This window comes from Streptomyces cinerochromogenes, assembly GCF_014648635.1.
Lineage (GTDB): Bacteria > Actinomycetota > Actinomycetes > Streptomycetales > Streptomycetaceae > Streptomyces > Streptomyces cinerochromogenes.
The window spans coordinates 325,736-339,149 of the sequence record NZ_BMRM01000009.1 but is presented as its reverse complement, the minus strand read 5'-3'; the positions used below and the strand labels follow the sequence as shown (position 1 = coordinate 339,149).

Sequence of the window (13,414 nt, the reverse complement as noted above, 5' to 3'; positions counted from 1 at the left end):
ACGTCCGGGGGCGGAAACAGGCCGCCGGTCCAGCAAGCGGACGCGGCGGGGGGCGTCAGCGGGCCGCGAGCGCCTTCTCCCCGGCGTGCCGCATGGCCTCCACCGGGCCGGGGATGTGCCCGGTCATCTGCTCGAACTGGAGCACGGCCTGGTGGACCAGCAGGTCGAGGCCGCTGACCACGGCACCGCCGAACATCGACCAGCGGGCCGCCAGCTCGGTGGGCCACGGGTCGTAGAGCACGTCGAAGAGGGTGGCGGGGCGTTCGGGTACGGCGGTGGCGAGGGCGTCGGTCGTGCCGGCGGGCGTGGTGGCGATCACCAGCGGTGCGCGCAGCGCCTCGGCCGCGTCCGCCCAGTCCGCCGTGCGGACCTCCACGTCGAGCCGTTCGCCCCACTGCCGCATCTCGGCGGCGCGGGCCTCGCTGCGGACGTAGGCGACGACCTCCCCGGTGCAGATCCGGGCCAGCGCGGCGAGCGCGGAGGAGGCGGTGGCGCCGGCGCCGAGGACGGCGGCGGATCCGACCTCTTCGATGCCGTGCTCGCGCAGGGCGGCGAGCATGCCCGGGATGTCGGTGTTGTCGCCGAGCCGGCGGCCGTCCTCGGTGAAGACGAGCGTGTTGACCGCGTCGACCGAGGCGGCCGTGTCGCTGACCTCGTCCAGCAGCGGGATCACCGCCCGTTTCAGCGGCATGGTCAGCGACAGCCCGGCCCACTCGGGCCCGAGCCCGTCCAGGAAGCCGGGCAGGGCGGCCTCGTCGACGTCGAAGCTGTCGTACGACCAGCCGGTGAGGCCGGCCGCCTCGTACGCGGCGCGGTGCAGCACCGGGGAGAGGGAGTGGGCGATCGGCGATCCGAGCACGGCGGCGCGGCGGCCGTCAGTTGCCCGCGTTGGCATTGAACTTGTCCTTGAGCTCTAGGAATTCTGCGTAGGTCTTGGCGAACTCGGTGTTGTTCGTGCCGTCGGTCGCCACGAAGTAGATCCAGCCGTCGTGCGTCGGGTTCAGGGTCGCCTTCAGCGCGTCCTCGCCGGGGTTGCCGATCGGGCCGGGCGGTAGCCCCGGGTGCCGGTACGTGTTGTACGGGCTCGTGTTGCTGTTGATCTCCTTCTCGGAGATGTGGATGTTGCTCGTGCCCTTGAGGTAGTTGTACGTCGAGTCGAACTGCAGCAGCCGGTTGGTCTCGGTGTTGGTGGGCTTCAGACGGTTGTAGACCACCTCCGCCATCTTGCGGAAGTCGTCGTGGGTCTTGCCCTCGGCCTGGACCAGGCTGGCGACGGTGACGAGCTGGAAGGCGTTCTCCAGGCCGAGCGCCTTGGCCTTCTCGGTCAGACCGTAGGCGGCGTACTTCTGCTTGGCCTGGGTGACCATCTGCTTCAGGACGGCCTCGGGCTTCATGCCCTTGGCGGCCGGATAGGTGCCCGGGAAGAGGAAGCCCTCCAGCCGGTCCTTGACCTCGCCGCTGTTCTGCGACCAGGCGGGCAGGCCGAGGCTCTTGTACTGCTTGTCGGCGACCTTTTTGGTCGTGCCCGCGGACAGTTCCAGTTTCTTGTCGATGTCCGCGTAGACCCCCGAGTTGCGCTCGCCCGGGGTGACGACCACGTTGTTCTGGCTGCGCGGGTCCAGCATCAGCCGGACGGCGCTGGCCGCGGACATCTCCTTCTTCAGGAGGTAGGCACCGGCCTGGATGCCGTCGGCGCCCGGTGTGTTGGTCTGGGCGTGGACGAACGCCTCGGCGCTCTTGACGACGCCCGCCTCTTTCAGCCGGCGGCCGATCTCCCAGCCGCCCGCCCCCTTCGGGATCTCGACGGTCACCGTCTGGCCGGTGCCGTCGCCCGCGTAGTCCGGAGCCGTGCCGAAACGATTTTGGTAGAACTGGTACCCGAAGTAGCCGACGCCGCCGAGGCCGCCGCCGAAGACCAGGACGACCACCATGCAGGCGCAGCCGGTGCGGCGCTTCTTGCTCTTGGCGGGCTTCTTGCCGCCCTTGCCGCGCCGCTCCCGCCGGCTCTGGAGCGGGTGCTCCTCGTCGTCCTCGCCGCCGCCCGCGAAGAAGGCGTGCTCCTCCTCGGCCGCCGGTTCCGGCTCGGGCTCGGGCTCCGGCTCGGGGCGCCTGCGGCCGGGCGGTTCCGGCGGCGGGTAGGCGTCCTCGGTGCCGTAGAAGTCGGGCTGCTCGCCGCCGTAGGCCACGGGCTGCTGGCCGTACGGGTCGCCGGGGTCGGCGGCGTACGGCATATGGCCGTGGGTGCCGGTCGCGTCCCAGCCGCCCTGGTGGAATTGCTGCTGGGTGTGACCGGCGAACCGCTGGTCGACCTGGTGCCGGCCGGACCCGTCGTGGTACGGCTGCTGCTGCCCGTCGTACCCGGGCTGCTGTTCCTGGTTCCAGTCGCCGTACTGCGGCGTCTGGGGATGGTGCTGCTGCGGATGGCCGTCGTAGGCGGACTGCCGGCCCGCCTGGGTCTGCTGTCCTCCCCATCCGCCGTCCCCGTACAACGGGTCCTCCGGATGCCACGGTTCGGAGCCTGGGCCCCGGCCATACTCAGTCATCGATCCCCTAGAGCCGCGAGGCCGACGGTCACGCGGCCGGTGGGCCGGCTTCCGCTCCGCCTCTTGCTGTGCGCCGGCTGTTCGAACACCGGCGCATCGCGCGGAACGTTACCGTATCGCGATCAGATGACCACTTCGACGCCTTCGCCGGGTGGATTGCCTGACACCCGTTCGGATTCCAGGGCCTGCTGCAAAATGATGACGGCGGCGGCCTGGTCGATGACCGCGCGGCCCTTCTTCGACTTCACGCCCGAGGCGCGCAGTCCCTGACTGGCCGTCACCGTCGTCATCCGCTCGTCCACCAGCCGCACCGGCACCGGCTTGACGCCCCTGGCCAGCTCCTGGGCGAAGGCGCGGACCTTGACCGCGGCCGGCCCCTCGCCCCCCTTGAGGGAGCGAGGGAGGCCGACGACGACCTCGATCGGTTCGTACTCCTCCACCAGTTGACGCAACCGGCGGTGGGCGGCGGGGATGTCCCGCCCGGGGACGGTCTCCACCGGGGTGGCGAGGATCCCGTCGGGGTCGCACGAGGCGACCCCGATCCGGGCGTCCCCGACGTCGATCGCGAGCCGACGCCCTCTGCGCATCGTCACTTCGCTGTTTCCGTCACGAGCCGCTCGACGGCGTCGACGGCCTCGCCGATCGCGGCCGGGTTCTGGCCGCCGCCCTGGGCGACGTCCGGCTTGCCGCCACCGCCGCCGCCGAGCGTCTTGGCGGCCGTGCGGACCAGGTCACCGGCCTTGAGGCCGCGGTCGCGGGCGGCGTCGTTGGTGGCGATGACCGTGAGCGGCTTGCCGTTGTTCACCGTGAACAGGGCGACCACGGCGGCGCGTCCGCCCTGGATCCGGCCGCGCACGTCCAGGACCAGCTTGCGCAGGTCGTCCGGGGTGGTGCCGTCCGGGACCCGGCCGGTCACCAGGGCCACACCGCGCACGTCCTTGGCGGACTCGGCGAGGCCGGCGGCGGCCTGGAGCACCTTCTCGGCGCGGAACTTCTCGATCTCCTTCTCGGCGTCCTTGAGCTTGCCGAGCATGGCGGAGACCTTCTCCGGCAGTTCCTCCGGGCGGCCCTTGAGCAGCTCGGTCAGCTGGTTGACGACCGTGTGCTCGCGGGCGAGGAAGTGGTAGGCGTCCACGCCGACGAGGGCCTCGATACGGCGCACACCCGAGCCGATGGAGGACTCGCCGAGCAGCTTCACCAGGCCCAGCTGGGCGGTGTTGTGCACGTGCGTGCCGCCGCACAGCTCCTTGGAGAAGTCGCCGATGGTGACGACGCGGACCCGCTCGCCGTACTTCTCGCCGAACTCGGCGATGGCGCCCTGCTTCTTGGCCTCGTCGATGCCCATGACCTCGGCGTGCACGTCGAGGTCGCGGGCGAGCACCTCGTTGATCTTCTGCTCGACGTCGGTCATCACGGCCGTCGGGACGGCGGACGGGGAGCCGAAGTCGAAGCGGAAGCGGCCGGGCTGGTTCTCGGAACCGGCCTGGGCGGCCGTCGGGCCGAGGGCGTCGCGCAGGGCCTGGTGGGTCAGGTGGGTGGCCGAGTGGGCGCGGGCGATGGCGTGGCGGCGGCGGGCGTCGATGGAGGCGTGGGCCTTGGCGCCGACGGTCACCTCGCCGACCTGGACGACGCCCTTGTGGACGTACACACCGGGGACCGGCTTCTGGCAGTCGCGGACCTCGATGACGGCACCGGAGTCGATCCTGATCTTTCCGGTGTCGCCGATCTGGCCGCCGCCCTCGGCGTAGAAGGGGGTGCGGTCGAGGACGATCTCGACCTCGTCGCCCTCGGTGGCGGCCGGGGAGGAGACGCCGTCGACCAGGATGCCGACGATCGTGGACTCGCCCTCGGTGTCGGTGTAGCCGATGAAGTCGGTCTCGCCGGCGGCGTCGGCGATCTCGCGGTAGGCGCCCATGTCGGCGTGGCCGGTCTTCTTGGCCTGGGCGTCGGCCTTGGCGCGCTCCCGCTGCTCCTTCATCAGGCGGCGGAAGCCCTCCTCGTCCACGGACAGGCCCTGCTCGGCGGCCATCTCCAGGGTGAGGTCGATCGGGAAGCCCCAGGTGTCGTGGAGCAGGAAGGCCTTGTCGCCGGAGAGGACCGTGCCGCCGGACTGCTTGGTCTCGTTGACGGCGGTGTCGAGGATGTTGGTGCCGGCCTTGAGCGTCTTGAGGAAGGCGTTCTCCTCGGCGAGGGCGACCTTCTCGATCCGCTCGCGGTCGGTGATCAGCTCGGGGTACTGCCGGCCCATCATGCCGATCACGGTGTCGATCAGGTCCTTGACGACCGGACCGGTGGCGCCGAGCAGGCGCATGTTGCGGATGGCGCGGCGCATGATGCGGCGCAGGACGTAGCCACGGCCCTCGTTGCCGGGGGTGACGCCGTCGCCGATGAGCATGGTGGCCGTGCGCATGTGGTCGGTGACCACGCGGAGGGACACGTCCGAGTCGTGGGCCTCGCCGTAGCGGACGCCGGTCAGCTCGGTGGCCTTGTCGATGACGGCCATGGAGGTGTCGATCTCGTACATGTTCTGCACGCCCTGCAGAATCATGGCGAGCCGCTCCAGGCCGAGGCCCGTGTCGATGTTCTTGCTCGGCAGGTCCCCGAGGATCTCGAAGTTGTCCTTGCCGATGCCCTCGCCGCGCTCGTACTGCATGAAGACGAGGTTCCAGATCTCCACGTACCGCTCGTCGTTGACGGCGGGGCCGCCCTCGACGCCGAACTCGGGGCCGCGGTCGTAGTTGATCTCGGAGCAGGGGCCACAGGGACCGGGTACGCCCATGGACCAGAAGTTGTCCTTCATGCCCAGGCGCTGGATGCGCTCCTTGGGCACGCCCACGACCTCGTGCCAGATCTGCTCGGCCTCGTCGTCGTCCTGGTAGACGGTGATCCACAGGCGCTCGGGGTCGAGGCCGTAGCCGCCCTTGTCCTGGGGGCTGGTGAGCAGCTCCCAGGCGAGCTTGATGGCGCCTTCCTTGAAGTAGTCGCCGAAGGAGAAGTTGCCGCACATCTGGAAGAACGTGCCGTGGCGCGTGGTCTTGCCGACCTCTTCGATGTCGGGGGTGCGCACGCACTTCTGCACGCTGGTGGCGCGCGGGAACGGGGGCTTGACCTCACCCAGGAAGTAGGGCTTGAAGGGCACCATGCCGGCGGGGACGAGGAGCAGAGTCGGGTCGTCCGCGATGAGCGACGCCGAAGGGACGACGGTGTGCCCGCGCTCCTCGAAGAAGCTCAGCCAGCGGCGGCGAATCTCGGCCGACTCCATCAGTGGTCCTCATTCCGGTTGTGCGAGTACGTCGGGTTCTCGATGTACTTCGGGTTGCTGCGGTTGTTCTCGATGGCGGCGTACCGCCGCGGTGCCGGGAGTTCGGGGCTCTCCTGGATGCCGAGGGCCTCCTCCAGCTCGGCCTCCCGCTGGGCCATGTTGTCGCGGACGTCGAGCGCGAAGCCGACCGCGCGGTCCTTCAGCCGCTGACCGGTCTCCAGGGCCTTGTTGGCGGCGGTGGCGGCCAGGCTCTCCGGGGTCAGCTGCCTCAGCTTGCGGTTGACCTTGGTGGTGGCCCACACTCCGGCGGCGACACCGGTGGTGAACCAGAACGTACGGCGGAACATCGCTCGGTCTCAGTCCTTACTTCCGCTTGCGTCGTGCGGCGGGGACCGTCCGGCCCACGATCACGGTACGCCGGGGCGACTTCGCAGGCACGTCCTCCTTGCGGCCGCCGAGTGCCCGGCGCACGCCGTAGCCGAAGGCCGCGACCTTGACCAGCGGGCCGCCGAAGGTGGAGGCGACGGTGGAGGACAGCGCGGAGGCGTTGGACGTGACCTCCTGGACGTCGGAGGCGATCGCGTCGACCCGGTCGATCTGGGTCTGCGCCGAGCGCACCGCCTGGGAGGCGTCGGCGAGCAGCGGCACCGCCTGGTCGGTCACGTCCGCGACGAGCTTGGTGGTCGCCTTGAGCGTCTGGGCCAGCCTCGCCAGTGCGACCGCGAGGAAGGAGACCAGGATCGCCCAGAACACGGCCACCAGGATCCCGGCCACCTCTCCACCGGACACTGTGCGCACCCGCTCCCTGAAACGTGCCTGAACATCGAAAAAGTCGTGCCCCGAGCCTATCGCGCCGGGGCCGCGGCTCCGTACCCGATTACCCGGCGGAGCGGGCGGAGTTGCGGCAGGGGATTGTACGGAGTGAACACGGTTCAGTACGCTCCGTGTCCCATGCGAGGTCCTCACAGCCCCGGCTCCCGGGCGGACGGCGATCCGTCCCTCGAACTCACCGCTTTCGTCGGGCGCTCGGCCGAGCTGGCCGAGCTGACGGCGGCGCTCGGCCAGACACGGCTGGTGACCGTCACCGGGGTGGGCGGGGTCGGCAAGTCCCGGCTGGCCGCGCGGGCGGCGGCCCGGTGGGCGTCCGGCGCCCCGGGCGACGGCCCGGGCTGGGGGCGGGTGGAGCTGGCGCCCGTGCGCGATCCGCAGTTCCTGGAGTACGCGGTCGTGGAGGCGCTCGGGCTGACCGACCACACCGCCCGCATGCCCCGGGAGACCCTGCTGGAGCATCTGGCCTGCCACCCGGCGCTGCTGGTGCTGGACGGGTTCGAGCACCTGGTGGCGGCCTGTGCGGACCTGACGGCGGAGCTGCTGCGCCGGCTGCCGGGGCTGCGGGTGCTGGCCGTCGGCCGGCGCCCGCTGGGCCTCGCGGGCGAGCGGCTGTTCCCGCTGGCGCCGCTCGGCGAGGAGGAGGCGGTGGAGCTGTTCGCGGACCGGGCCCGGGCGCAGGGCGTGCCGGTGGCCGACGGCGCCGAGGTGCGGGAGCTGTGCCGGCGGCTGGAGGGGATCCCGCTGGCGCTGGAGCTGGCCGCCGGGCGGTTGCGGGCACTGTCCCCGGGGCAGGTGCTGCAGCGCCTGGACGACCGGTTCCGGCTGCTGACCGGCGGCGGCCGGGACGTCCTGCCCCGGCACCAGACGCTGCGCACGGCGATCGGCTGGAGCCACGAGCTGTGCACGCCGGCCGAGCGGCTGCTGTGGGCCCGGCTGTCGGTGTTCGCGCAGACCTTCGACCTGGAGGCGGCCGAGTACGTGTGCAGCGGCGACGGACTGCCCGCCGAGGACGTCCTGGACGTGCTGTCGGAGCTGCTCGCCCAGTCGGTCCTGGCCCGCGAGGAGACCCCGGCGGGTCCCCGCTACCGGATGCTGGACACCGTCCGGGCCTACGGCGCCGACTGGCTGGAGGCCACCGGGGACGCGGGCCGGCTGCGCAGACGGCACCGGGACTGGTACCTGGGCCTGGCGACCTGGTGCGAACTGGAGTGGTTCTCGCCCCGGCAGCGGGAGGTGGCCGCGCGGGTCGAGGCCGAGCTGCCGAACCTGCGGACCGCGCTGGAGTTCTGTCTCACCGAGCCGGAGGAGGCCCACCTCGCGCAGCACCTGGCGGGTTCGCTGTGGTTCTGCTGGGTGGGCTGCGGCCGGCTCGCGGAGGGGCGGCGCTGGCTGGAGCGCAGCGTGGAGCTGGACTCGGAGTACGAGCAGTCCCGGCTGAAGGCGCTGTGGGTGCTCGGCTACGTGGCGATCCTGCAGGGGGACACCGTGCCGGCGCTGCAGGCGCTCCAGGTCTGCCGGGAGCAGGCGGAGCGGTCGGCCGATCCGGCGGCGGTGGCGTACGCCGAGCACCGCACCGGCTGTCTGGCCCTGGTCTCGGATGACATGGCCCGCGCAGAAACGCTGCTGCGGTCGGCGCTGGAGCGCTACCAGGAGATCGGCGAGCTGAACAGCAACGTGCTGATGGGCCAGGTGGAGCTGGCGATGACGCGGGCGTTCCAGGGGGATCTGCCGGAGGCGGTGCGGCTGTGCGAGGACGTGCGCCGGGTGTGCGAGGACCACGGGGAGCGGTGGGCGCGGTCGTACGCGCTGTACGTGCTGGCGTACGCGGCGTGGCAGGGCGGCGACGCGGCCCGGGCGCGGGAGCTGCTGATCGACTGCCTGGGCGACGTGCACACGTTCCGCGATCTGCTGGGGACGGTGCTGTCGATCGAGCTGCTGGCCCTGGTGACGGTGACGCAGGGCGACGCGGTGGAGGCGGCGGTGCTGCAGGGCGCCGCCGGGCGGATGTGGCCCTCGGTCGGGCTGCCGCTGTTCGGCTCGGCGTACTACAACGCCCCGCACGAGCTGTGCGAGGCGACGGCCCGGCAGGCGCTGGGCGACGAGGGGTACGAGGGATGGGTGCGCCGGGGGGCGCGGCTGGACCGGGAGACGGCGGTGGAGCGGGCCCTGAGGCACGACACACGGCCGCTGCCGGCGCTGCCGACGCCCCGGGGGCCGGTCCCGCACGCCCGCGCCGGACAGCGCGAACCCGCCGCCTCGCCCACCCGGAAGGGCGGGGAGACGGCGGGCTGAGGTGCTGCGCCGGGGCTGGGGTCAGCGGGCGTAGTACTCGACGACGAGCTGCTCGTCGCAGATCACCGGGATCTCCTTGCGGTTCGGCTCGCGGTCCAGGCGGAACGCCAGGGCCTTGAGGTTCACCTGCAGGTAGCGCGGGGTCTCGCCGTCGGGGGCGAAGCCACCCTCACGGGCGATCGTGAAGAGCGTCTTGTCCTTGGAGCGGTCGCGGACCTGCACGACGTCGTCCGGGCGGACACGGAAGGACGGCTTGTCGACCTTCTGGCCGTTGACCTGGATGTGGCCGTGGACGACCATCTGGCGGGCCTGGTAGATCGTGCGGGCGATGCCCGAACGCAGGACCAGCGCGTCGAGGCGACGCTCCAGCTCCACGATCAGGGCCTCACCGGTCTTGCCCTGGACCTTGGACGCACGCTCGTAGGCGCGGACCAGCTGGCGCTCGGAGATGTCGTACTGAGCGCGCAGGCGCTGCTTCTCCAGCAGACGGACCTTGTAGTCCGAGTTCTGCTTGCGGCCGCGGCCGTGCTCACCCGGCGGGTAGGGGCGGGCCTCGAAGTACTTGACGGCCTTCGGGGTCAGCGCGATGCCGAGGGCACGCGACTTCTTGACCTTGGGGCGGGACTGGTTCGCCACTGTCTCAATCTCTTTCGTAGGTTCGGCTCGTCAGCGTTAGGGAGGTCGCATCCGCAGCCGGGAAAACCCGCCGGGTCCCGCGAGGGACCTGCCGGGCAGCCGCTTCCCTGGTCTGGGCACATACGTGCAGCACGCGAGTGGCCCACCGACCGTCCCGGGACTCCGGGTGGTGGTGGGCTGCCCGCGACACCGTTCGACGGTGCGCGACGCTCCTGGAACCCGCTGGGGGTTCCGGCTGTCCGTCCCGCTCTGACAGCACGGGACTCAGCACTCCGGAGCAGTCTACAGGGTGCTCAGGACCGTCTGCGACCGAGGTGGGCGCGGGTCCACTCGACGGCGTCCGCGTATCTGGCCTCGGCTCCGTGCCGGCTCGGCGTGTAGTACTCGCGGTCCTTCAGGGCGTCCGGGGCGTACTGCTGCTGGGCGATGCCCTCGGGCAGGTCGTGCGGGTACACGTACCCCTGGGCGTGGCCGAGCTTGGCGGCGCCCTTGTAGTGCCCGTCGCGCAGGTGCGGCGGGACCGGGCCGGCCAGGCCCTTGCGTACGTCCTCCATGGCGGCGCCGATCGCGGTGGTCGCCGAGTTGGACTTGGGGGCGAGGGCCAGGGCGATGGTGGCGTGGCTGAGGGTGAGGGCGGCCTCCGGGAAGCCGATCATGGCGACGGCCTGGGCGGCGGCGACCGCGATCGGCAGGGCGCCCGGGTCGGCCAGGCCGATGTCCTCGCTGGCGGAGATCATCAGGCGGCGGGCGATGAACCGGGGGTCCTCGCCGGCCTCGATCATGCGGGCCAGGTAGTGCAGGGCCGCGTCGACGTCGGAGCCGCGGATGGACTTGATGAGGGCGCTGGCGACGTCGTAGTGCTGGTCGCCGTCGCGGTCGTACTTCACGGCGGCACGGTCGACGGTCTGCTCCAGCGTCTGGAGGCTGATCTCGCTCTCGCCCTGGTCGAGGGCGGCGCCGGCGGCGGCCTCCAGGGCGGTCAGGGCGCGGCGGGCGTCGCCGCCGGCGATCCGGAGCAGGTGCTCCTCGGTGTCCTCGGGGAGGGCGACGGCGTCCTTCAGGCCGCGTTCGTCGCCGAGGGCGCGCCGGAGCAGGCCGCGGATGTCGTCGTCGGTGAGCGGTTCGAGGGTGAGCAGGAGGGAGCGGGAGAGCAGCGGGGAGATCACCGAGAAGTACGGGTTCTCCGTGGTGGCCGCGATCAGGGTCACCCAGCGGTTCTCCACGGCCGGGAGCAGGGAGTCCTGCTGGGCCTTGCTGAAGCGGTGGATCTCGTCCAGGAAGAGGACGGTCTCCTTGCCGAAGCCGCCGGTGGCGCGGCGGGCGCCGTCGATGACCGCGCGGACCTCCTTGACGCCCGCGGTGATCGCGGACAGCTCCACGAACCGCTTGTTGGTGGCCTTGGAGACCACGTAGGCCAGGGTGGTCTTGCCGGTGCCGGGCGGGCCCCACAGGATCACCGAGGAGGGTCCGGCGGGGCCGCCGTTGCCCTCGCCGACCAGCCGGCGCAGGGGGGAGCCGGGCCCCAGCAGGTGCTGCTGTCCCACGACCTCGTCGAGCGTGCGCGGGCGCATGCGCACCGCCAGAGGGCTGGCCGACGGGTCCTTCTCCTGGCGTTCTTCTGCTGCTGCGGTGAAGAGGTCGGGTTCCACGCTGAAACCCTAGAACACCGCACTGACAATCGGTCCGGGACCGTCAGCTGGTCCAGAAGTCCCACCAGCGGGTGAGGACCAGCATGCCGATGATGCCGACGTGCGCGACCGGCAGCACCCAGGTGAACTCGCCGAAGAAGGACCTCAGCCAGCGCGGGGACGGCAGGAAGCCGTTGCGGACGTTGAACGAGGTGACGTACCAGAACATCGTGATCGTGGCGACCCAGGCCAGCGAGCACCACAGGCACAGGGCGTTGATCCGGTACAGGGACTGGAACTGCAGCCAGGTGCAGAAGGCCACGCCGAAGAGCGTGCCGAAGTTGAAGGTCAGCCAGTACCAGCGCGGGAACCGGGCGCGGGCCAGCAGGCTCATGCCGACGCAGACGACGATGCCGTACGCGACCAGGCCGAGCATCGGGTTCGGGAAGCCGAAGGCGGCGGCCTGCTTGCTCTCCATGACGCTGCCGCAGGAGACCACCGGGTTGATGCTGCACCCGGGGGTGAACGTCTTTCCGGCGACCTTGGCTTCCAGCAGCTTGAACTTGTCGATCGTGATGACCCAGGCGGCCAGCAGTCCGGCCGCGCCGGTGATCACCAGCAGAACGGCGAAGGCGCGGCTGCCGCCGGCTGCGCGCGGGACGCCGGCGCCGCGCTCCGGACCGGGCTCCGCGGAGATGTCTGTGACTGTCGTCTTGCTCATCACGCCGATTCCGTCGCTTGGGAGTTGGACCACCTTCGGGCACGGGTCATTGTGCCGCACAGGCCTGTGTGCGCACCGTTCGCTGCGCATAAGGACGTACGGACACCGGCCACGGACCGTTCGGAAAACCTCCGGCGGAGGGAACCTGCGCGCACCGGGTTGACGGCCGGCGGGAGCACGCGCGGACGGGTGGGGCGGGGAACCGGACCGCGTCCGCTCCCCCGCCCGCCGTCTCAGCCCAGCCGCGCTTCCAGCTCCGCCACGATCTCGTTGACACCGATGGGCGTCTGCTCGCCGGACTCCATGTCCTTGAGCTGGACGACACCCTCGGCGAGGTCGCGCTCGCCGGCGACGATCGCGTAGCGGGCGCCGGAGCGGTTGGCGTTCTTCATGGCGCCCTTCAGGCCCTTGCCGCCGTAGGCGAAGTCCGCCGCGATGCCGACCTTGCGCAGGTCGGTGACCTTCGCGAACAGCACCCGCCGGGCCTCCTCGCCGAGCGGGACGGCGTAGACCGACGTGGTGGACGGGATGTCCAGTTCCACGCCCTCGGCCTCCAGGGCGAGGACCGTGCGGTCGACGCCCAGGGCCCAGCCGACGGACGGCAGCGCGGGGCCGCCGATCATCTCGGACAGGCCGTCGTACCGGCCGCCGCCGCCCACCGCGGACTGCGAGCCGAGACCGTCGTGCACGAACTCGAAGGTGGTGCGGGTGTAGTAGTCCAGGCCGCGCACCAGCTTCGGGTCGTCCTCGAAGGAGACGCCCGCCGCGGTGATCAGCTCGCGGACCTCCTCGTGGTACGCCTTGCACGCGTCGCACAGGTAGTCGCGCAGCAGCGGCGCGCCGGTCAGCTGCTTCTGCACCGACTCGCGCTTGTCGTCGAGGACCCGCAGCGGGTTGATGTCGACGCGGCGGCGCGTGTCCTCGTCCAGGTCCAGGCCGTGCAGGAACTCCTGCAGCGCCGTCCGGTACACAGGGCGGCACTCCCTGTCGCCGAGGCTGTTCAGCAGGATGCGGAAGTTCCTGAGGCCCAGCGAGCGGTACGCCTGGTCGGCCAGGATGATCAGCTCGGCGTCCAGCGCCGGGTCCTCGGCACCGATCGCCTCGGCGCCGACCTGGGAGAAGTGGCGGTAGCGGCCCTTCTGGGGGCGCTCGTAGCGGTAGTAGGAGCCGGAGTACCAGAGCTTGACCGGGAGGTTGCCCGACTTGTGCAGGCTGGCCTCCAGGGCCGCGCGCAGCACGGACGCGGTGCCCTCGGGGCGCAGGGCGAGCCTGTCGCCGCCCTTGGTCTCGAAGGCGTACATCTCCTTGGTCACGATGTCGGTGGACTCGCCGACACCGCGCGCGAAGAGGTCGACGTTCTCGAAGCCGGGGGTCTCGATGTAGCCGTAGCCGGAGTTGCGCAGCGGGGCGGCGATCGCCTCGCGGACCGCCAGGTACGTGGCCGAGACCGGCGGGATCAGGTCGTAGGTGCCCTTGGGGGCCTTGAAGGTGCTCACGGAAG

11 protein-coding genes are annotated in these 13,414 nt (G+C 71.3%); 1 reads left to right on the top strand and 10 read right to left on the bottom strand.

Annotation, left to right across the window (positions count from 1 at the left end):
* Positions 1–55: 55 nt before the first annotated feature.
* From IEZ20_RS19945 to IEZ20_RS19920, 6 genes are all read right to left on the bottom strand, one after another.
* Positions 56–895 (bottom strand): shikimate dehydrogenase, encoded by an 840-nt coding sequence (locus IEZ20_RS19945; RefSeq protein ID WP_189300519.1) that lies wholly within the window; start codon positions 893–895, stop codon positions 56–58.
* Positions 876–2,489 (bottom strand): endolytic transglycosylase MltG, encoded by a 1,614-nt coding sequence (gene mltG / locus IEZ20_RS19940; protein WP_189300517.1) that lies wholly within the window; start codon positions 2,487–2,489, stop codon positions 876–878. The genes IEZ20_RS19945 and mltG overlap by 20 nt, the downstream gene beginning before the upstream one ends.
* A 176-nt stretch (positions 2,490–2,665) precedes the next feature.
* Positions 2,666–3,130, bottom strand: coding sequence for a Holliday junction resolvase RuvX (gene ruvX, locus IEZ20_RS19935; protein ID WP_189300515.1), 465 nt, complete (start codon positions 3,128–3,130; stop codon positions 2,666–2,668).
* Between the two features lie 2 nt (positions 3,131–3,132).
* Entirely contained in the window at positions 3,133–5,805 is a 2,673-nt protein-coding gene (alaS, locus tag IEZ20_RS19930) for an alanine--tRNA ligase (protein ID WP_189300513.1), read from the bottom strand.
* Entirely contained in the window at positions 5,805–6,152 is a 348-nt protein-coding gene (locus tag IEZ20_RS19925; RefSeq protein WP_189300511.1) for a hypothetical protein, read from the bottom strand. Before IEZ20_RS19925 ends, alaS begins: the two co-directional genes overlap by 1 nt.
* A gap of 16 nt (positions 6,153–6,168) precedes the next feature.
* Entirely contained in the window at positions 6,169–6,603 is a 435-nt protein-coding gene (locus IEZ20_RS19920; RefSeq protein ID WP_189300509.1) for a DUF948 domain-containing protein, read from the bottom strand.
* 153 nt (positions 6,604–6,756) lie between these two features.
* Here IEZ20_RS19920 and IEZ20_RS19915 point away from each other — a divergent pair, with 153 nt between their 5' ends.
* The gene (locus tag IEZ20_RS19915) at positions 6,757–8,928 is read left to right on the top strand and encodes an ATP-binding protein (protein ID WP_189300507.1); all 2,172 of its coding nucleotides are present in this window, start codon (positions 6,757–6,759) and stop codon (positions 8,926–8,928) included.
* A 21-nt stretch (positions 8,929–8,949) separates the two neighbouring features.
* Here IEZ20_RS19915 and rpsD read toward each other — a convergent pair whose 3' ends face one another.
* From rpsD to hisS, 4 genes are all read right to left on the bottom strand, one after another.
* Positions 8,950–9,564 (bottom strand): 30S ribosomal protein S4, encoded by a 615-nt coding sequence (gene rpsD, locus IEZ20_RS19910; RefSeq protein WP_189300505.1) that lies wholly within the window; start codon positions 9,562–9,564, stop codon positions 8,950–8,952.
* Positions 9,565–9,857: 293 nt separating this feature from the next.
* Positions 9,858–11,213 (bottom strand): replication-associated recombination protein A, encoded by a 1,356-nt coding sequence (locus IEZ20_RS19905; RefSeq protein ID WP_189300503.1) that lies wholly within the window; start codon positions 11,211–11,213, stop codon positions 9,858–9,860.
* A gap of 43 nt (positions 11,214–11,256) precedes the next feature.
* Positions 11,257–11,913, bottom strand: coding sequence for a vitamin K epoxide reductase family protein (locus IEZ20_RS19900; RefSeq protein WP_189300501.1), 657 nt, complete (start codon positions 11,911–11,913; stop codon positions 11,257–11,259).
* A gap of 233 nt (positions 11,914–12,146) precedes the next feature.
* Positions 12,147–13,409 carry a histidine--tRNA ligase gene (gene hisS / locus IEZ20_RS19895; protein WP_189300499.1) on the bottom strand — a complete coding sequence of 421 codons (1,263 nt, stop codon included), beginning with the start codon at positions 13,407–13,409 and terminating at the stop codon, positions 12,147–12,149.
* Between the last annotated feature and the right edge of the window lie 5 nt (positions 13,410–13,414).